This window comes from Saccharothrix sp. BKS2 (genome assembly GCF_047689505.1).
In the GTDB taxonomy this organism is placed as follows: domain Bacteria; phylum Actinomycetota; class Actinomycetes; order Mycobacteriales; family Pseudonocardiaceae; genus Actinosynnema; species Actinosynnema lopnurensis.
Genome location: NZ_JAUQOL010000023.1, coordinates 86855 through 106556, shown reverse-complemented (window position 1 = coordinate 106556; position 19702 = coordinate 86855). Strand labels below are relative to the sequence as shown.

The following is a 19702-nucleotide window of genomic DNA, read 5'->3' as shown; positions in this document are numbered from 1 at the left end:
CCAGCCCTGTGCGGCCAGCCCCGCGCGGCCAGCCCTGTGCGGCCAGCCCCGCGCGGCCAGCCCTGTGCGGCCAGCCCCGCGCGGCCAGCCCTGTGCGGCCAGCCCTGTGCGGCCAGCCTTCTGCCGCCGGCCTTGCGTAGCCGGCCCTGCGCAGCCGGCCTTCCGCTCTCAGCCCTCCGCTCTCAGCCCTCCGCTCAGCCCTCCGGCCCCAAGCCCTTTCGCCCGATCACCAGTCCGGCCGCAGGGGCATGTGCGCGTCCGTGCCGTCGAGCTTCACCCCCAGCACCTGGTGCAGCTGGATGTTGTTGCGGTCGAACCCCAGCCGGGACGCGGCCAGGTACAGCCGCCACACCCGGGCGCGGGCCAGGCCCACCTCGGCCACCGCCTCGTCCCAGTGCTCGTCCAGGTTCCGCGACCACGCCGCCAGGGTCAGGGCGTAGTGCTCGCGCAGGTTCTCCTCGTGCCGCACCTCCAGGCCGGTGTCGTGCATGAGCGACACGAGGTGGCCGGGACCGACCAGCTCGCCGTCCGGGAACACGTACCGGTTGATGAAGCCGCCGGTCCGGGCGGGCTGCCGGTTGTCCGGCCGGGTGATGCAGTGGTTCAGCAGCCGGCCGCCGGGGCGCAGCTTCCGGTTCAGGGACCGGAAGTACGCGGGCAGCTTGGCCTTGCCGATGTGCTCGGTGAGGCCGATGGAGCTGACCGCGTCGAACCCGTCCTCGCGCACGTCCCGGTAGTCCAGGTGCCGCACCTCGGCCAGGTCGGACAGGCCCGCCTCGGCGATGGCCTTGCGCGCCCACTCCGCCTGGTTGCGCGACAGCGTCACGCCCAGCGCCCGCACGCCGTACTCGCGGGCCGCGTGCAGGACCATCCCGCCCCAGCCGCAGCCCACGTCCAGCAGCCGCATCCCGGGCTCCAGGCCCAGCTTGCGCGCCACCAGGTCGTGCTTGGCGAACTGCGCCTGCTCCAAAGTGGACCCCGGGGTCGGGTACACCGCGCACGTGTAGGCCATGGAGGGCCCGAGCAGCCACTCGTAGAACTTGTTCGACACGTCGTAGTGGTGGGCGATCGCCTCGCGGTCCCGCGACCTGGAGTGCCGCAGCCCGTGCAGCCGCCGCTCCTGCGGCGGCGGCTCGACCCGCGTGCCCAGCCGGGCCCGCCCCAGGGTGGCCAGCAGCTCCACCCGCTGCCCCCACGGCACCTCCCGCAGCGACAGCTCCGACAGGCGCGTCAGCGCCCCGTACACGTCACCGATGATCTCCAGGTGCCCGGTCACGTACGCGCGGGCCAGGCCCAGCTCCCCGGGTGCCGATGCCAGGTAGGACAGCGCCTGCGGGGTGCGCACCTCGATGCGCACGCCCGCGTCCGCAGGTCCCGCCCGGCTGCCGTCGTACGCGCTGAAGCCGACGTCCCTCCCGCCGACCGCACGCTGGAACACCTCAGCCAACCGCACGACCACGCTCCTCTCATCCACGCAGAACGCACTTGGCGTACAGGTCCGGCAGCCGCCCGTCCGGGTCGTAGCGCTCCTTGAGCCGCCGGTACGCCGGCCCGTCGTAGAGGTCCCAGAACTCCCGCTCCCCGTAGTAGGAGTCGGAGTACAGCGACTTGTGCCCGCCCAACCGGGTGACCTCGGCCTCGATGAGCCGGTTGCGGCTGCCCAGCTCCTCGTCCGGGCGCAGCGGCACCGTCGACCAGAAGCCGACGTTGACGTAGAGCACGTCCGGGTCCATCGGGTACAGCGGCCAGCCGGTCCGGTCGCGGAGCCGGATCGGGCACAGCCACACGGGGCTGATGCCGATCTCGCGGTGGAAGAAGTCCAGGAACTCCGCCAGCCGGTCTACCGGGATCTCCACGTCCTGGATCACCGGCTCCTCCACCGCCTTGCCCAGCCGGGCGGAGAAGCTATGCCGCCGGTCCCACGCCACCACCCGGCGGTAGACGTCCGAGCGCAGGTAGCGCTTGGGCACCAACCGCCGGACCAGCGGGTGCTGCACGCCGAACGCCCGCGAGCACCAGAACCAGTCGGTGTCCCACCGCCACAGGTAGTCGCGCGCGGTCAGGTAGTCGGTGCGCCGGGCCTGGATCGACCGGTAGTAGATCCGGTTGCCGGTGTAGTCCGAGGTCCACGGCGCGGTGCCGGTCCAGTTGCCCAGGGTCAGGTACTGCTCCCCCGCCGAGAACACCGTGCCGTCCACGAAGTCGACCGGTTCGCCCAGGTAGGCGCCCTCCGCGCAGATCGCGGAGATCACCCGGGCGCACTCGGCGGCGTCCCCGAACGGCACGTGCCGCAGCCGCACGTACGGCGAGACCGGTTCCAGCTCGATGTCCAGCCGCAGCGCGTAGCCGAGGGTGCCGTAGGAGTTCGGGAACCCCCGGAACAGGTCGTCACCCGGTTTGACCACCTCGACGGCGCCCTCGCCGGTCATGACCTCCAGTTCGCGCACCGACTCGTGCGGCAGGCCGTTGCGGAACGAGCTCGACTCGATGCCGAGGCCCGCCACCGCCCCGCCCAGCGTGATGGTCTTGAGCTGCGGCACGACCAGCGGCATCAGGCCGTGCGGCAGGGTCGCGTCGACCAGGTCCTCGTAGGTCGTCATGCCCTGGACCCGCGCGGTGCGGGCCTCGCGGTCGACGGACAGCACCCGGTTGAACCGGTGCACGTCGAGCCCGCCGGGTTGGTCGGCGCGGAACCGGAACAGGTTCGACGTCGACTTGGCGAGGCGCACGGGTGCGCCCGCCGGGATCGCCGCGTACTGACCGCGCAGCGCGGCCACCGCCCCTTCGTGATCGCTCACCGGATCGACGGTAGGCCGGAACCGCAAGATCAGCACCCCCGACTTTCCAGGGTCCACGAAGTTACCCATCAGTAGTACCCTGACGGGCATGACGCGCGTCACGCACGAGGTGACCAACCAGGTCCCGCCGCTGGAGGGCCACGACGTCTCGGCCGACCCGGCGCTGCTGGACGGCCTGCACCGGGGCGGCGCGGGTTGGGCCGAGCCCGAGCTGCGCGAGCTGGGCCTGCTGGCGGGCACCGCAGAGGTCCAGGAGCTGGGCCGGCTGGCCAACACCCACTCGCCCGTGCTGCACACCCACGACCGGTACGGGCACCGGGTGGACGAGGTCGAGTTCCACCCGGCCTGGCACCGGTTGATGACCACCGCCGTGCGCCACGGCCTGCACGCCACGCCGTGGCGCGACGACCGACCCGGCGCGCACGTGGCGCGGGCCGCGAAGTTCTACGCGTGGAGCCAGGCCGAGGCCGGGCACGGGTGCCCCATCTCGATGACCTACGCCGCCGTGCCCGCGCTGCGCGCCGCCCCGGGGCTGGCGGCCCGGTTCGAGCCCCTGCTGGCCTCGCGCGAGTACGACTTCGGCCTGCGCGCCCCCGAGGGTAAGCGCGGCCTCATCGCGGGCATGTCGATGACCGAGAAGCAGGGCGGCTCGGACGTGCGCGCGAACACCACCCGCGCCGTGCCGAACGGCGACGGGTACCTGCTGACCGGGCACAAGTGGTTCACCTCGGCCCCGATGTCCGACGTGTTCCTGACGCTGGCGCAGGCGCCGGGCGGCCTGTCCTGCTTCCTGGTGCCGCGCGTGCTGCCGGACGGGACGCGCAACGCCGTGTTCCTCCAGCGCCTGAAGGACAAGCTGGGCAACAGGTCCAACGCCTCGGCCGAGATCGAGTACGACGAGGCGGTCGGTTGGCTGGTCGGTGAGGAGGGCAGGGGCGTGCGGACCATCATCGAGATGGTCAACAGCACCCGCCTGGACTGCGTCATCGGCACGGCCGCCGGGATGCGGGCGGGGCTGACCCGGGCCGCGCACCACGCGGCGCACCGCACCGCGTTCGGCGCCCCGCTGGTCGACCAGCCCGCGATGCGCAACGTGCTGGCCGACCTCGCCGTGGAGTCGGAGGCGGCGACCACGGCGGCGCTGTGGTTGGCGGGCAGCCGCAGCCGGCTCGGCCTGGCGGTGACCAAGTACTGGGTCTGCAAGCGCGGCCCGGCGCACGCGGCCGAGGCGCTGGAGTGCCTGGGCGGCAACGGGTACGTCGAGGACTCCGGGATGCCCCGGCTGTTCCGCGAGTCGCCGCTGATGTCCATCTGGGAGGGATCGGGCAACGTGGCGGCGCTGGACGTGCTGCGGGTGCTCGAGCGCTCCCCCGACGCGGTGGCCGAGTTCCTCGCCGAACTGGACGCCGCCCACGGCGCCGACCCCCGGCTGGACGGGGCTGTGGCGGAGCTCAAGGACGAGCTGGCCGACACCGGGGACCTGGAGGTCCGGGCGCGCAGGCTGGTGGAGCGGATGGCGTTGGCGTTGCAGGGTTCGCTGCTGGTGCGGTTCGGCCACCCGGCGGTGGCGGACGCGTTCTGCGCCTCCCGCCTGGCCGGGGATCGGGGCGCGGCGTTCGGCACGCTGCCGCGCGGGGTCGACTTCGGGGCGATCGTGGAGCGGGGGCTGCCCAAGCTGTGAGCGCCGTGCGCGTGGAGCGCTCGGGACCGGTGTTCACGGTCCTGCTGAACCGCCCGGCCGCCCGGAACGCGGTCGACGGGCCGACCGCGCACACCCTGACCGAGGTGTTCCGCGAGTTCGACGAGGACCCGTCCGCGTCGGTGGCCGTGCTGCACGGCGAAGGCGGCACGTTCTGCTCGGGGGCCGACCTCAAGGCGGTGGGCACCGATCGCGGCAACGACCCGATGTCGGACTCCGGACCGATGGGTCCCACCAGGTTGCGGTTGTCGAAGCCGGTGATCGCCGCCGTGGCGGGCCACGCCGTGGCGGGTGGCCTAGAACTGGCCCTGTGGTGCGACCTGCGGGTCGCGGACGAGGACGCGGTGTTCGGCGTGTTCTGCCGGCGCTGGGGCGTGCCCCTGATCGACGGCGGGACGGTGCGGCTGCCGAGGCTCATCGGGACCTCGCGGGCGCTGGACCTGGTCCTGACCGGCCGGCCGGTGCACTCCGGCGAGGCGTTGCGGATCGGGTTGGCGAACCGGGTCGTGCCCAACGGCACTTGCCGGGCGGCGGCCGAGGAGCTGGCCGCGCAGATCGCCGGGTTCCCCCAGGCGTGCCTGCGGCAGGACCGGTTGTCGGTGCTGGAGCAGGAGGGCCTGTCGGAGGAGGCCGCGCTGGCCAACGAACGGGACCACGGGGTGGTGTCGTTGCGGGAGGTCGAGGGTGGTCTGCGGCGGTTCCTGGCGGGCGAGGGCAGGCACGGGCGGTTCTAGGCGGTGCCCCGGGCGGCACCGCCTTCCTCCGCCCGTGTGACGGGATCTTCGGTCGTGGTGGGGGCTGCGGGTCGTGGCCGGGCGGCCGTTGGTCTTGCGGGGGCTTCGGGTCTTGCGGTGTGGGGTCATGTTTCAAAGTTATGGTCATAGTTATCATCACGCCAGGTATCTATCGGGTGACTTTTCGCTACGCTATGTCCCGTCGACCGACCAGCGCGGAACTCAGGGTGGGACATGGCCAGCGGACCGACCTCCAGCACGGTCCAGGCGTGGGAACTGGGCCTGCGCCTCCGCGAGCACCGCGAGCGGCTCGGCCTGACCGCCGCGTCCGTCGCCAGGACGACCGGGATCGGCAGCACGAACCTGTCGGTGATGGAGTCGGGCAAGCGCAGGCTGACCGCCGCCAAGCTGCGCGACCTGGTGGAGGTCTACCGCCTGGACGACGCGGAGCGCCGGGAGCTGGAGGAGCTGCGCGAGCAGGCCGACCAGCGGGAGTGGTGGTACGACTACGCGTACCTGTTCCCGGAGGACTTCGTCCGGCTGCTCGGCCTGGAGGCGGGGGCCGACCGGATCTCCGAGTTCGCCCCGGACATCGTCCCGGGCCTGTTGCAGACGGCCGACTACGCGCGGGCGGTCATGCGTGCCGGGACCCCCTACACGAGGCCGGTCGACATCGGCCCGCGCCTGGAGACGCGCCTCGCCCGGCAGGCCCGGCTGGTGGGCACCTACGCGCTGAAGCTCGACGTCCTGCTGGGTGAGGCCGCGCTGCGGCAGGTGGTCGGCGGGCCCGAGGTCATGCGCGGGCAGCTCGCGCACCTGCTGCACGTCATCGCCAAGCGACCGGACCACGTCCGCGTCCGCGTCATGCCCTTCAGCGCGGGCGCCCACCCGCTGCTGGGCGCGGCGCTGCGGATCATGTCGTTCCCGTCCGAACGCCTGCGCGACCTCGTGTACCAGGAGACGGCGATCAGCGGTGCCGTCATCGACAAGCGGCAGGTGATACTCGAATCGACCGCGAGCTTCGCCGAGGCGTTCGACCGGGCGCTGGACGAGGACGGGTCGCGCCGGTTCATCGGGGACGTCCGCGAGGAGGTGGAGCGGCTTTGACGCGGGAGTGGGTCAGGAGCAGCTACAGCACCGCGTCCGGCGAGTGCGTCGAGGTGTGGTTCGGGGGCGGGGTCGTGCGGGTCCGGGACAGCAAGGACGGGGAGCGCGGGCCGGTGATCAGCCTGGGTCCGGGGTGGGGTGCGTTCGTGCGCGGTGTGCGTGACGGGCGGTTCCGGGGGTAGCGGTCCAACCGCGGTCTTCCTGCCGGGTCACGCAACCGGGTCGCCGGCCGCCCGTGGTCAGCAGCTCCCACATGGCCTCGCGCACGGTGTCCAACGGCACCTCGGCGTCCGCCGGGAAGTCGTGCCTGACCCCGAGGTACGTGAAGACCACCTCTTCGGGGCCGGTCCGCTCACCTCGGCTGGACCAATCACCGTCACCGGCGCAGCGCAGCGCCCCCATGCCGGTCCGGGGGTCGGCACCGATGATCAGCTCGTGGTCCGGATCGGCCTCGCGAGCCCCTCCCCCGCCAACCGGTTCGCCACCGCCGTGGCGAGGTGCTGTATCCCGGTCAACACCCCCTGGAGGTCGGAGATGCCCTCGGCCGCCTCCCCGAACCGCCCCGCCACCTGCCGGAACCCGTCCCGGCCACTGCCGTCGCCCGCCCGCTCGACCAGCGACCGCGCTTCCTCGGCGGCCTCCAGGGCATCGGCCGACCGCGCGAACGGCAGCAGGTCGGGCACCTGTCTCAGCGCGGCCACCACCCGGCCGATGCCCGCCACCCGGACCCCCTGACCACGGCCACCCGAGCGTGGCACCGGCCGTGGCAGGTGGGTGGGGATCACCCGGTGGAACAACCCGGTGGAGTGACAACTCCACCGGGTGCGGACCGGTGGTACCGGGCCAACCCCAACCCGGGCCGACCCCAACCCGGGCTACCCCAGCCCCAGCTCCCGGGCGATCAGCATCTTCTGGACCTCGCTGGTCCCCTCACCGATCTCCAGGATCTTCGCGTCCCGGTAGAACCGCCCCACCGGGTACTCGTTCATGAACCCGTACCCGCCGAAGACCTGCGTCGCCTCGCGCGCGTTGTCCATCGCCGCCTCCGAGGACACCAGCTTCGCGATCGCCGCCTCCCGCTTGAACGGCTCGCCGCGCAGCATCTTCGACGCCGCGTGGTAGTACGCCAGCCTCGCGGTGTGGGTGCGCACCTCCATCTCCGCGATCTTGAACTGGATGGCCTGGTACTCCCCGATCTTGCGGCCGAACGCCTCCCGCTCCCCCACGTACCGCAGGCACTCGTCCACGCAGCCCTGCGCCAGCCCCACCCCGATCGCGGCGATGGCGATCCGGCCCTCGTCCAGGGTCTGGAGGAACTGCGCGTACCCGCGCCCGCGCTCGCCGACCAGGTTCGCCGCCGGCACGCGGCAGTCCTGGAACGCCAGCTCGCGCGTGTCCGAGGCGTTCCACCCGACCTTGGAGTACTTGCGCGACACGGTGAACCCGGGCGTGCCGGACGGCACCAGGATCGCCGAGATCTCCGGCTTGCCGTTCTCCCGCCGCCCGGTCACCGCCGCGACCGTGACCAGGCCGGTGATGTCCGTGCCCGAGTTGGTGATGAACGCCTTGGTGCCGTTGACCACCCACTCGTCGCCGTCGAGGCGGGCCGTGGTGCGCAGCGCGCCCGCGTCCGACCCGCCGCCCGGCTCGGTCAGCCCGAACGCGCCCAGCACCTCGCCGGCCGCCAGCCGGGGCAGCCAGGTGGCCTTCTGCTCGTCGGAGCCGAACCGGTGGATCGGCATCGCGCCCAGCGACACCCCGGCCTCCAGCGTGATCGCCACCGACGAGTCGACCCGCGCCAGCTCCTCCAGCGCCAGGCACAGCGCGAAGTAGTCCCCGCCCATGCCGCCGTGCTCCTCGGGGAGCGGCAGGCCGAACAGGCCCATCCGCCCCATCTTGGCGACGATCTCGTACGGGAACTCCTCGCGCTCGTAGAACCCGCCGATCACGGGCGCGACCTCGGCGCGCGCGAACTCCTCGACGGTCTTGCGCAGCGCCTCGTGGTCCTCGTCAAGACGGAAGTCCAACATCGTTCTCACTCCTGGTGGGGCACGACGACGGCAAGGGGTTGGTCCAGCGCGACCCGGTCGCCCGCCTGGACCCGAACTTCGGCGAGCACGCCGGCCACGGGTGCCGTGACGGTGTGCTCCATCTTCATCGCTTCGACCACGAACAGCGGTTGACCCGCGGCGACCTCGTCACCGGCGGACGCGCGCACCACCAGCACCGTGCCCGGCATGGGGCTGGTCACCGGCCCGCCGGCGCCTCCGGCGGCGGTCGCGGCGACCTCGGACGGCCGGGTCTCGGTCAGCGCCCACGAGCACCCGTCCGCGCCGAGCCACAGCACGTCCCCTGACCTGGCCACCGCGTACCGCCGACCGCCGACGACCAGGGCGCCGTCCTCGACGAAAGCCTTGAGCCGCACCGGTTCCGCGCCGTCCACCGACACCTCGTCGCCGCGCACGCGCACCGGCACGCCGTCGATCAGCCACGTGGTCCACGCGTGCTCACCGACCCGCCAGCCGTCGCCCCGCGCCCAGGGGTCGTCCCCGCCGCGCAGCGACAGCTGCCGCTCCAGCGCCGCCGCGGCCAGCACCTCGTCCGGCCGCCGGACCTCGACCAGCCGTTCCAGCTCGCGCTCGACCAGCCCGGTGTCCAGCGCGCCGGACCGCACGTCCGGGTGCCGCAGCAGGGCCCGCAGGAACGGGATGTTCGTCGTCACGCCCAGCAGCACCACCCGCCCGAGCGCGGCGTCCAGCCGGCGCAGCGCCTCCTCGCGGGTGTCGCCGGCCGCGATCACCTTGGCCAGCATGGGGTCGTAGTCGCTGCCGACGGTCAGCCCGACCCGCAGCGCCGAGTCGACCCGCACGTCCGCGGGCTCCTCCAGCGCCAGCACGGTGCCGCCGGTCGGCAGGAACCCGCGCGCCGGGTCCTCCGCGTAGACCCGCGCCTCCACCGCGTGCCGGGTGAAGGTCACCTCGCCGAGCCGGAGGTGCTCGCCCGCCGCGACGCGCAGCTGCTGCTCGACCAGGTCCACGCCGGTCGCCAGCTCGGTGACCGGGTGCTCGACCTGGAGCCGGGTGTTCATCTCCATGAAGAAGTAGTCGCCGGAGGCGCCGTCGACGATGAACTCCACGGTGCCCGCGCCGACGTACCCGACGGACCGGGCCGCCTCCACCGCCGCCCGGCCCATCGCCTCCCGCACGGGGGGCGTGAGCAGCGGTGACGGCGCCTCCTCGATGATCTTCTGGTGCCGCCGCTGGAGGCTGCACTCCCGCTCGCCGAGGTGGACGACCGCGCCGTGCGCGTCGGCCAGGACCTGGATCTCGATGTGCCGGGGGTTGCCGACGAACCGCTCGATGAGCAGCGCGTCGTCCCCGAACGACCCGCGCGCCTCGCGCCGCGCCGACTCGATCGCGTCCCGCAGCGCGCCCGGCTCGCGGACCAGCCGCATCCCCTTGCCGCCGCCGCCCGCGGAGGGCTTGAGCAGCACCGGGAACCCGATCTCGCCGGCCGCGTCGACCAGGTCGTCGTCGGTCATGCCGACCTCGGTGCGGCCGGGCACCACGGGCACGCCGGCCGCCGCGACGGTCAGCTTGGCGCGGATCTTGTCGCCCATCGCCTCGATCGCCTCGGCGGGCGGGCCGATGAACACCAGCCCGGCCTTGTCGCAGGCGCGCGCGAACTCGGCGTTCTCGGCCAGGAAGCCGTAGCCGGGGTGCACGGCCCGCGCGCCGGTCGACAGCGCGGCCTCCACGACCCGCTCGATCGACAGGTAGCTCTCCCGGGCCGACGCCGGGCCGAGCCGCACCGACTCGTCGGCCAGCCGCACGTGCAGGGCGTCGGCGTCGGCGTCGCTGTGGACCGCGACCGACCGGATGCCGAACCGGCGCAGCGCGCGGATCACCCGCACCGCGATCTCGCCTCGGTTGGCCACCAGAACGGACTCGAACATCGCCATCACATCCGGAAGACGCCGTAGGACACCGGCTCGATCGGGGCGTTGGCCGCCGTGGACAGGGCCAGCCCGAGCACGGTGCGCGTGTCGAGCGGGTCGATCACGCCGTCGTCCCACAGGCGCGCGGTGGAGTAGTACGGGTTGCCCTGGTCCTCGTACTGCCGCCGGATCGGGGCCTTGAAAGCCTCCTCGTCCTCCGCCGACCACGCGTCGCCGAGCTGGTCGCGCCGCACGGTGGCGAGCACGGACGCGGCCTGCTCGCCGCCCATGACGGAGATCCGGGCGTTCGGCCACATCCAGAGGAACCGGGGCGAGTAGGCCCGGCCGCACATCGAGTAGTTGCCCGCGCCGAACGAGCCGCCGATGACCACGGTGAACTTCGGCACCCGCGCGCACGCCACCGCGGTGACCATCTTCGCGCCGTGCTTGGCGATGCCGGCGGCCTCGTACTCGCGGCCGACCATGAACCCGCTGATGTTCTGGAGGAACACCAGCGGCACGGACCGCTGGTCGCACAGCTGGATGAAGTGCGCGCCCTTCTGGGCGGACTCGCCGAACAGCACGCCGTTGTTGGCGACGATGCCGACCGGGTGGCCGTGGATGCGGGCGAAGCCGGTGACGAGCGTCGTGCCGTACTGCTCCTTGAACTCCCGGAACCGGCTGCCGTCGACGATGCGGGCGATGACCTCGCGCACGTCGTAGGGGGTGCGGCTGTCGGTGGGCACGACGCCGTACAGCTCGCCCGGGTCGACCACCGGTTCCACGCTCGGCTCCACCCGCCACGGGCGCGGGGCGCGCGGTCCGAGGGTGGAGACGATGGAGCGGACGATGCGCAGCGCGTGCCCGTCGTCCTCGGCGAGGTGGTCGGTGACGCCGGAGGTGCGCGAGTGCAGCTCGCCGCCGCCCAGCTCCTCGGCGGTGACGACCTCGCCGGTCGCGGCCTTCACCAGGGGCGGGCCGCCGAGGAAGATCGTGCCCTGGCCGCGCACGATGACCGCCTCGTCGGACATCGCGGGCACGTACGCGCCGCCCGCCGTGCAGGAGCCGAGGACGGCCGCGACCTGCGGGATGCCGCGGGCGGACATGGTGGCCTGGTTGAAGAAGATGCGGCCGAAGTGCTCGCGGTCGGGGAACACCTCGTCCTGGCGCGGGAGGAACGCGCCGCCGGAGTCCACCAGGTACACGCAGGGCAGGTTGTTGTGCAGCGCCACCTCCTGGGCGCGGAGGTGCTTCTTGACCGTCATCGGGTAGTAGGTGCCGCCCTTGACGGTGGCGTCGTTGGCGACCACCACGACCTCCCGGCCCGAGACGCGCCCCACGCCGGTGATGACGCCCGCGGCGGGGGCCTCGTCGTCGTACATGCCGTCCGCGGCGAGCGGCGAGAGCTCCAGGAACGGCGAGCCGGGGTCGAGCAGGGCGTCCACGCGGTCGCGGGGCAGCAGCTTGCCGCGCTCCACGTGCCGCCTGCGGGCCTTCTCCGGGCCGCCGCTCGCGGCCGCGCGGAGCTTGGCGCGCAGCTCGCGCACCAGGCGCGCGTGCTCGTCGTGGTAGCGCCGGAAGGCGTCGGCCGACTTGTCGGCGACGCTGCGCAGCACCGGGGCGTCCATCGGGCTCCTCGCGGTTAGCCATCGTTAACCTACGAGGATGTTAGCGCCTGTTAACGGAACCGGACAAGCGGGAGGGGGCCGCCGGCTACGGCCCCCTCTTCGGTGCCCGGCGGTCAGGCCGCGATCAGGCCGCGGCGGTCAGGCCGCCGCGGTGAACTGCGGCAGGTAGCCGAGGCGCTGGCCGTTGCGGTTCGGGTGGTAGGACTCGTCGACCGGCCAGGACAGGCTGTTCAGCCACCAGTCCGACGAGCAGATCTCGTGCCCGGTGAACGCCCCGCGCAGGTCGCGGTAGGTGAACGACCGGGCACCCGCGCGGGCCGAGATGACCTGGTGGAGGGTGTCGGCGGCGGAGTTGATCGCGGCCCGCTTGGTGTCGCTCAGGCCGACCGAGCAGGTGCCGGGCACCTTGTAGAGGCGCGGGTAACCCAGCACGACGACCTTCGCGGACGGCGCGCGGTTGCGGATCTGGGTGTAGACGTTGTCCAGCTGGCCGGGCAGGGTCCCGGTGGCGTAAGCCTTGGCCTGGTTCACCCGGTTGGTGCAGGACGCGTCCGTGCCCAGGGTGCAGCTGGTGATCACGTCGGAGAAGCCGGCGTCGTTCCCGCCGATCGAGATGCTGACCAGCGAGGTGGTCGAGGCGAGCGCGCCGATCTGGTTGTTCAGCACGTCGCCGGTCCGGGCGCCGGAGCAGGCGACGAATTTGAAGGACGCGGGCGCGTTGGCCGCCGCCCAGAGCGCGGGATAGGCGTACTGGCTGCGCTTGCAGCTGCCGGAGTCGCTGTAGTACGAGCCGGTGCCGGTCCCGGAGGAGTAGGAGTCGCCGAGCGCGACGTAATTGGCTCCCGCGGCGTGGGCCGGGGTCACGAGCGCCAGCGACGCGGCGAACGCGACCGCGGCGCTGAGCAGGGTTTTGACAGGACGCATCGGAGCCTCCCGAAGGGAAACAGCGCAGGGTGTGATGCAGTGCACAACAACAGGTACCAGCAGGTAGACCCGCCCAAGAAGAGTGGGTCAAGAGTTAACGAAGTGCTACAGAAAGTAGTTAACGATCTCCGGGTGGCCCCGAAGTTAACGGCCGTTTACCCAGGGTGGGCGAGCCGCTTAAGATGGGCGCCGTGCCGGACGTACCCGTGAAGCAGAGCCGCCGCGACCAGATCCTGGCCGCCGCCGCCGAACTGTTCGCCCGGCACGGCTTCCACGGGGTCGGGATCGACGACATCGGCGCGGCCGTGGGTATTTCCGGACCCGCGCTCTACCGGCATTTCCGCAGCAAGGACGCGATGCTGGGAGAAATGCTGACGCAGATCAGCGAACGCCTGCTGGACGGCGGGCTCGCCCGCGTCGCGGTGTCCCGGGACCCGGGGCACGCGCTGCGGGAGCTGATCCGCTGGCACGTCGACTTCGCGCTGGACGACCCGGCGCTGATCACCGTGCAGATCCGGAACCTGGCCAACCTGACCGACCCCGACCGGCGGCGGGTGAGAGCGCTCCAGCGGCGCTACGTCGAGGTGTGGGTCGAGACGATCCGCAAGACCTCGCCGGAGGTGGACGAGCCGACCGCGCGGGCCGCCGCGCACGCGGTGTTCGGCCTGATCAACTCCACCCCGCACAGCGCCCACCTGGACCGGGAGCAGATGGCGAAGCTGCTCTCGCGGATGGCGCTGGCCTCGCTCTCGGGCGCGGTCGGCTGAGCGCCGACCCTCGGGAAAAGCGGCCCCGGGCCGTAAGACTGGGGGGCATGAGCATCAAGACGCTGTCGTCCAGGGTCGTGTACGAGAACCCGTGGCTGTCGCTGCGCGAGGACCGGATCGAGCTCGCCAACGGGTCGCGCGGCGTCTACTCGGTGATCGACAAACCCGACTTCGCGCTGGTGATCCCCCTGGAGGACGACGGGTACCACCTGGTGGAGCAGTACCGGTACCCGGTCGGGCACCGGTCCTGGGAGTTCCCGTCCGGCTCGTTCCCGCAGGGCGTGACCGGCACGCCGGAGGAGCTGGCCGCCGCCGAGCTGGCCGAGGAGACCGGGTTCACCGCGCGCCGGTTCGACCGGCTGGGCTACATCCACAGCTCGAACAGCATGACCGGCGCGGGCGGCCACGTGTTCCTCGCCTCCGGGCTCGTGCCCGGCGAGCCGAACCGGGAGGAGACCGAGCAGGACATGCGCCAGCGCTGGTTCCCGCGCCGGGAGGTGGAGCAGATGCTGCGCGACGGCGTGATCTCCGAGAGCACCTGCGTCGCCGCCTACCTGCTGCTGACCCTCTGGCGGCAGGACCACCCCGGGCTGCGCTGACCGGCGGTGGGGCAGGCCCCACCCCCTACCGGGGGGTCAAAGGGTTGGCGGGCCGTGACGCCGGTCCGTAGCCTGGGTGGCCGATGGGTGACGACAGGGTGAGGACCGCCGGGGGGTGGCCGGGCTTCCGGTTGCTCGCCCGCTTACCGGCCTGGTGCCGCTTCACCCTGATCACCCTGGCCGTGTTCGCGTGCGGCGTGATCGCCTCCCGCCCCGCGGGCGCCACCGACCCGCCCCCGCTCACCGGGGACGTCGCCGTCGCCGCCCGCGCCGTGGCGGCGATGGCCAACCCCACCTCCGCCGACCCCCTGCCCGGGTTCCCCGACGACTTCACCGAGGTCGTCCACCGCACGCCGCAGGTCGTCACCGCCCCGGACGGCACCACCCGCGCCATCGACCCCGACGGGGGCTGCTCCGGCCCCGCCGGCGACACCGAGTGGGACTTCGGCACCGGCTGCCGGGCCCACGACCTCGGCTACGACCTGCTCCGCTACGCCGAGAGCAAGGGCCGCCCCCTCGACCGGCAGGCGCGCGAGTCGCTGGACACCCGCCTCGTCGTGGACATGAACGCCCAGTGCGACCGCAACCCGCGCGGCAGCGCCGACCGGTGCCGCGCCACCGCCCAGCTCTACACCGCGGGCCTGGAGTTCAACTCGTGGCGGCAGCGCTGGGGGCCGCCGGGCCACGAGCCGGTGCTGGCCTGGGGCTTCGGCAGCGCCGTCGTCGTCTTCCTGCTCGTCGCCCGCCTGCCGCACCGCCGCGAGCCGCCCGGACCGCCGCCGCCGACGCGGCACCCCGACCGCTACGCCACCTTCCTCCGACTGGCCGCCCTGGGCCTGGTCGTCATCGGACAGTCGGTGCTGACCGTGCTGCACTGGGCGGGCACCGGCGCCACCTGGCTGTGGCTGCTCACCTGGCTCCTCCAGGCCACCCCGGTCTTCTACTTCGCGGGCGGCCACGCCAACCTGGTCAGCTGGCACGCCGTCCAGGCCGAGCACGGCGGCTACGGGCGCTACCTGGCCGCCCGCACCTCGTGGCTGCTGCGCCCGGTGCTGGCCTTCGTGCTGGCCTGGCTGGTCCTGCCGCTGCCGCTGGAGCTGCTCGACGTGGACAAGTCGCGGGTCGAGCTGTTCGGCCGGCTCATCGCCCACCCGCTGTGGTTCCTCGGCCTCTACCTGGTCGCGGTGGCCGCCACCCCGGTGATGGCCCGGCTGCACCGCGACGCCCGCCTGGTCACCCCGGTCGCGCTGGTCGCCCTGATGATCCTGGTCGACGCGCTGCGCATCGGCTTCGACTGGCGCACCGGCGGCCACGTCAACCTGCTCCTGGGCGCGCTGCTGCTCCAGCAGCTCGGGTTCCACTACGCCGACGGCAGCCTGCTCCGGCTCTCCCGACGCGTGCTCGCCCTGCTCGCGGTGGCCGCCGTGCCCGTGCTGCTGGCGCTGATCACCCTCGGCGGCTACCCGCGCACCATGATGGCGCTGCCCGGCGAGCGGACCTCCAACCTCAGCCCGCCCACCGTCTGCCTGCTGGTGCTCGGCCTGGCCCAGATCTGCGTGGTGCTGCTGCTGCGACCCCGCGCGTCGGCGTGGCTGGAGGGGCACCGCCAGTGGCGGGTGGTCGAGTTCGCCCGCACCGCCCCGATGACGGTCTACCTCGGCTACCTCACCGCGCTCGCCGCCGTGGTCGGGCTGCTCGGGGTGCTCGACGGGCCCACCGCGTTCGGCTGGGTCGTGCACCGGCCCCGCTGGCTGGCCGTGCTCGTGCTGCTGCTCCTGCCGGTGCTGCTGCTGTTCCACCGCTTCGAGCGCGGCGCCACCCAGCTGCCGTGCCGGACCCGGGAGACCCACCGCACCCGGCTGGCGGTCACCCTCGGCGTCGGCTACGGCGTGCTGGGCGTGCTCGGGTTCTTCGTCACCGGGTTCGCGGGCGCGGCGGGCACGCTGGTGGTGTTCCGGGTCGACCCGCTCCAGAACCTGATCCACCTGCTGCTCGGCTGGTACCTGCTGCACACCGCGCACGCGGGCAACTGCCACTCCCGCCGGCCCTGGCTGCTGACCGCGCTGGCCTGCGTGCCCGCCCTGCTGGTGCTCCGGCCGACCGCCGCGGAGATCACCCTGCACGGCGCGACGATCCTGGTCGCGCTGCTGGCGGCGGTGCCGAAGCAGGACCCGGCGCAGCACGAGGAGCACGAGCAGCCGCGCGAGGCGCTCCGACAGCCGTAGGCCGGCCGGGGCGCCGGGCCCGGACCGACCGCGCGGGGACAGTCCGAACAGGACCGGGCGGCGCGCGTCCACCACCCGTCCGGGGGGTGGCGGACGCCGCCGGGACCCGCGCGGTCGCGCGGCGGGGCCACCCGGAGGAAAGTGCGGATCATGAGCCTGACGCCGGCCGGCCGGGGGTACCCCGGCACGTGCGCCCGGACGCGACATACCCGAGCGGCACCCCGGCGGACAAGGCGTTGCTTCAGCCGAACACCACCGGGTAGGCAATAGGCAAGAGCTGTGCACACCTACTCCCTCGGAAGATGGCCGCATGCACCCGCAGCAAGATCCGGACCGCCGCGCACGGCTCCAGGCCGTGGCCGCCGAGGCCCTGGCCGCCGCCAAGGTCGGTGAGGACGCGGTCGCGGTCGACCTGGTCACCGGCTACCTCAGCGGCTCGCCCGAGGGCAACGAGGAGATCCGGGAGCTGGTCCTGCTGCTGTTCTCCGAGTGCAGCGAGATGGTCGCCGCGCTCGGCTCGGGTGGCGCGACCCCGGTGAAGATGCAGGTCTTCGACGAGGACGGGCAGGAGGTGCCGATCGACGACGCCGACCCGCCGGTGCGCACCGCGATCCGCACGCTGCTCGCCGAGGTGCACGGCGACGAGGAGGCGGCGGCCGAGCAGATCGAGATCGCGCTGGCCAACGGGCAGCCGCAGGAGCTGGCCACCGTGGTGCTCCAGGCACTGCGCTGGACGGTGAAGCTGGCCGCCGAGTGCCAGGCCCGCGACCTGCCCGTGGCGCCCTGGATCGCCACCGCGCTGGAGGAGTGACCGGCCCGCGCAAGCGCTTGCGGACGCGGGCCGGCCCGCGTCACCGGGGGTCCCGGACCCCCTCCAGCAGCTCGTCCACCAGCTTGGCCACCTGGTCGACCTCGATCAGGAACGCGTCGTGGCCGTAGGGCGAGGTCACCACGCGCAGGTCGCCCGCGCCGGGCACGGCCTCGGCGATCTCCGCCTGGAGGTGCGGCGGGTAGAGCCGGTCCGAGTCGATGCCCGCCACGATCGTGCGCGCGGTGACCCGGCCCAGCGCCGCCCGCACGCCGCCCCGGTCCCGGCCCACGTCGTGGCCGTTCATGGCCTCGGTCAGCACCGCGTAGCTCTCCGGGTCGAACCGGCGGGCGAGCTTGTCGGCGTGGTGGTCCAGGTAGGACTCGACGGCGAACCGCCCGTCCGGCTGCACCGCGCGCCCGAACCGGGCCGCCAGCTCCGGCTCGCTGCGGTAGCTGACGTGGGCGATCCGCCGGGCCACGCCCATGCCCCGGACCGGGTCCAGCGCGATCGCGTGCAGCTGGGCCGAGGCCAGCGCGATGTTCTCCGCGGTCGACGCCGCGGGCGAGGCCAGCACCAGCAGCGACCGCACCCGGTCGGGCTCGGACACCGCCCACTCCAGCGCGCGCATCCCGCCCATCGACCCGCCCAGCACCGCGGCCCACGCGCCGATGCCCAGGTGGTCGGCCAGCAGCACCTCGGCCGCCACCTGGTCCCGCACGGACACGCGCGGGAACCGCGGGCCCCACGGGGCCCCGTCCGGCGCGGGGGCCCACGGCCCGGTGGTGCCCTGGCAGCCGCCCAGCACGTTCGGCGCGACCACGAACCACTCGGCCGGGTCCAGCGCCCGGCCGGGCCCGACCAGGCCGTCCCACCAGCCCGGCGTCGGGTGGCCCGGCTCGACCCCGCCCGCCACGTGGCTGTCGCCGGTCAGCGCGTGCAGCACCAGCACCGCGTTCGAGCGGTCCTCGTTCGGCTCGCCCCACGTCTCGTAGGCGATCGACAGGGGCAGGCCGGGCAGGGCGCCGCGGAACCAGCGGCGCCGCCCGACGGGGTCCCCCTCCCGCCACCCACCGGTGGCGGGAGGGGTCTCCCCGACGGTGGTCGTGGAAACTCCGGGGTTCCTGGAAACTCCGGGGTTCCTGGGAACTCCCGGGTTCCCGGGGGTCACAGCACCGACTTCGCGGCGCGGAACCCCGCCTCCAGGTCGGCCTTGAGGTCCTCCACGCCCTCGATGCCGACCGACAGCCGGATCAGGCCCGGCGTGACGCCCGCGACGAGCTGCTCCTCCGGGGTGAGCTGGCTGTGCGTGGTGCTGGCCGGGTGGATGATCAGGCTGCGCACGTCGCCGATGTTGGCCAGCTGGCTGAACAGCTCGACCCCGTCCGCGAACGCCCGCCCCGCCTCGACGCCGCCGTGCAGCTCGAACGACACGATGCCGCCCTGCCCGTTCGGCAGGTACTTCAGGGCGAGGGCGTGCCACGGGCTGGACTCCAGGCCCGCGTAGTGCACCTTCGCCACCTCGTCGCGCGCCTCCAGCCAGCGGGCCAGCTCCAGCGCGTTGGCCGAGTGCCGCTCCAGCCGCAGCGACAGCGTCTCGATGCCCTGGACGACCAGGAAGCTGTTCAGCGGGGCGATGGCCGCGCCGGTGTCGCGCAGGCCCTGCACGCGCAGCTTCGCGGCGAACGCGCCGTGGCCGAGCGCGGGCCAGTACTGGAGACCGTGGTAGCTGGGGTCGGGCTCGGTGAAGTCGGGGAACCGCTCGGCGTCGGAGAACTCGAACTTCCCGCCGTCGACCACCACGCCCGCGATGGCGGTGCCGTGGCCGCCGAGGTACTTGGTGGCGGAGTGGATCACGATGTCCGCGCCGTGCTCCAGGGGCCGCAGCAGGTAGGGCGTCGGCACCGTGTTGTCCACGACCAGCGGCACGCCCGCCGCGTGCGCCACCTCCGCCACGCCCTCGATGTCGAGCACGTTGCTGCGCGGGTTGGCCAGCGACTCGGCGAAGAACGCCTTGGTGTTGGGCCGCACGGCCGCGCGCCACGCGTCGAGGTCGTCGGGGTCGTCCACGAAGGACACCTCGATGCCGAGCTTGGGCAGCGTGTAGTGGAACAGGTTGTAGGTGCCGCCGTAGAGGGAGGCGCTGGAGACGAGGTGGTCGCCCGCGCGGGCGAGGTTGAGGATCGTGGCGGTCTCGGCGGCCTGGCCGGAGGCGAACGCCACCGCCGCGATGCCGCCCTCCAGCGCCGCGACCCGCTGTTCGAGCACGTCCTGGGTGGGGTTGTTGATGCGGGTGTAGATGTTGCCGGGCTCCGCGAGGCTGAACAGCGCCGCGCCGTGCGCGGTGTCGCGGAACACGAACGAGGTGGTCTGGTAGATCGGCGTGGCCCGGGCGCCGGTGGCGGGGTCGGGCGCGGCGCCGGAGTGGACCTGCTTCGTGTCGAACGACCAGGACATGCGGGGTGCTCCTGTCGGG

At 73.2% G+C, this 19702-nt stretch carries 18 protein-coding genes; 8 read left to right on the top strand and 10 right to left on the bottom strand.

The features are described 5' to 3' along the window. Positions 1–226: 226 nt before the first annotated feature. Positions 227–1453, bottom strand: a complete 1227-nt coding sequence (locus tag Q5530_RS35105; RefSeq protein WP_415367137.1) for a class I SAM-dependent methyltransferase — start codon at positions 1451–1453, stop codon at positions 227–229. A 13-nt stretch (positions 1454–1466) separates the two neighbouring features. Further along, complete coding sequence (locus tag Q5530_RS35100) at positions 1467–2867, bottom strand: FAD-binding oxidoreductase (RefSeq protein ID WP_415367136.1); 1401 nt, start codon at positions 2865–2867, stop codon at positions 1467–1469. A 19-nt stretch (positions 2868–2886) separates the two neighbouring features. On the opposite strand from Q5530_RS35100, the gene Q5530_RS35095 reads away from it, so the two are divergent. The 4 genes from Q5530_RS35095 (at position 2887) to Q5530_RS35080 (ending at position 6520) form a co-directional block, all read left to right on the top strand. Then, a complete protein-coding gene (locus Q5530_RS35095) occupies positions 2887–4479 on the top strand; it encodes an acyl-CoA dehydrogenase family protein (RefSeq protein ID WP_415367134.1) in 1593 nt (530 codons plus the stop codon). After that, a complete protein-coding gene (locus Q5530_RS35090) occupies positions 4476–5231 on the top strand; it encodes a crotonase/enoyl-CoA hydratase family protein (RefSeq protein WP_415367133.1) in 756 nt (251 codons plus the stop codon). The genes Q5530_RS35095 and Q5530_RS35090 overlap by 4 nt, the downstream gene beginning before the upstream one ends. A gap of 234 nt (positions 5232–5465) precedes the next feature. Further along, complete coding sequence (locus Q5530_RS35085) at positions 5466–6338, top strand: helix-turn-helix domain-containing protein (protein ID WP_380635977.1); 873 nt, start codon at positions 5466–5468, stop codon at positions 6336–6338. Next, positions 6335–6520: a DUF397 domain-containing protein gene (locus Q5530_RS35080; protein ID WP_415367132.1), complete on the top strand. Its 186-nt coding sequence runs from the start codon at positions 6335–6337 to the stop codon at positions 6518–6520. The genes Q5530_RS35085 and Q5530_RS35080 overlap by 4 nt, the downstream gene beginning before the upstream one ends. Here Q5530_RS35080 and Q5530_RS35075 read toward each other — a convergent pair. From Q5530_RS35075 to Q5530_RS35050, 6 genes are all read right to left on the bottom strand, one after another. Continuing rightward, the gene (locus Q5530_RS35075; protein WP_415367130.1) at positions 6456–6740 is read right to left on the bottom strand and encodes an Imm1 family immunity protein; all 285 of its coding nucleotides are present in this window, start codon (positions 6738–6740) and stop codon (positions 6456–6458) included. The genes Q5530_RS35080 and Q5530_RS35075 overlap by 65 nt on opposite strands. A gap of 26 nt (positions 6741–6766) precedes the next feature. Then, positions 6767–7060 (bottom strand): hypothetical protein, encoded by a 294-nt coding sequence (locus tag Q5530_RS35070; protein ID WP_415367129.1) that lies wholly within the window; start codon positions 7058–7060, stop codon positions 6767–6769. Positions 7061–7213: 153 nt separating this feature from the next. After that, a complete protein-coding gene (locus Q5530_RS35065) occupies positions 7214–8368 on the bottom strand; it encodes an acyl-CoA dehydrogenase family protein (protein ID WP_380635971.1) in 1155 nt (384 codons plus the stop codon). 5 nt (positions 8369–8373) lie between these two features. Continuing rightward, positions 8374–10293 carry an acetyl/propionyl/methylcrotonyl-CoA carboxylase subunit alpha gene (locus Q5530_RS35060; RefSeq protein ID WP_415367128.1) on the bottom strand — a complete coding sequence of 640 codons (1920 nt, stop codon included), beginning with the start codon at positions 10291–10293 and terminating at the stop codon, positions 8374–8376. Positions 10294–10298: 5 nt separating this feature from the next. Further along, entirely contained in the window at positions 10299–11903 is a 1605-nt protein-coding gene (locus Q5530_RS35055) for a carboxyl transferase domain-containing protein (RefSeq protein ID WP_415367127.1), read from the bottom strand. A 138-nt stretch (positions 11904–12041) separates the two neighbouring features. Then, entirely contained in the window at positions 12042–12827 is a 786-nt protein-coding gene (locus tag Q5530_RS35050) for an SGNH/GDSL hydrolase family protein (RefSeq protein ID WP_415367126.1), read from the bottom strand. A gap of 182 nt (positions 12828–13009) precedes the next feature. On the opposite strand from Q5530_RS35050, the gene Q5530_RS35045 reads away from it, so the two are divergent. From Q5530_RS35045 to Q5530_RS35030, 4 genes are all read left to right on the top strand, one after another. Continuing rightward, positions 13010–13594: a TetR/AcrR family transcriptional regulator gene (locus Q5530_RS35045; protein ID WP_380636137.1), complete on the top strand. Its 585-nt coding sequence runs from the start codon at positions 13010–13012 to the stop codon at positions 13592–13594. Between the two features lie 47 nt (positions 13595–13641). Further along, positions 13642–14193 (top strand): NUDIX domain-containing protein, encoded by a 552-nt coding sequence (locus Q5530_RS35040; protein ID WP_415367125.1) that lies wholly within the window; start codon positions 13642–13644, stop codon positions 14191–14193. Positions 14194–14276: 83 nt separating this feature from the next. Then, positions 14277–16418, top strand: a complete 2142-nt coding sequence (locus Q5530_RS35035) for a phospholipase A2 (protein WP_415367123.1) — start codon at positions 14277–14279, stop codon at positions 16416–16418. A 310-nt stretch (positions 16419–16728) separates the two neighbouring features. Next, positions 16729–17229, top strand: a complete 501-nt coding sequence (locus tag Q5530_RS35030) for a hypothetical protein (RefSeq protein WP_380635961.1) — start codon at positions 16729–16731, stop codon at positions 17227–17229. Positions 17230–17269: 40 nt separating this feature from the next. On the opposite strand, the gene metX is transcribed toward Q5530_RS35030, so the two are convergent. Together metX and Q5530_RS35020 are read right to left on the bottom strand one after the other, a co-directional pair. Beyond that, the gene (gene metX, locus Q5530_RS35025; protein ID WP_415367122.1) at positions 17270–18397 is read right to left on the bottom strand and encodes a homoserine O-acetyltransferase MetX; all 1128 of its coding nucleotides are present in this window, start codon (positions 18395–18397) and stop codon (positions 17270–17272) included. Continuing rightward, positions 18394–19683 (bottom strand): bifunctional o-acetylhomoserine/o-acetylserine sulfhydrylase, encoded by a 1290-nt coding sequence (locus Q5530_RS35020; protein WP_415367121.1) that lies wholly within the window; start codon positions 19681–19683, stop codon positions 18394–18396. The genes metX and Q5530_RS35020 overlap by 4 nt, the downstream gene beginning before the upstream one ends. Positions 19684–19702: the final 19 nt, after the last annotated feature.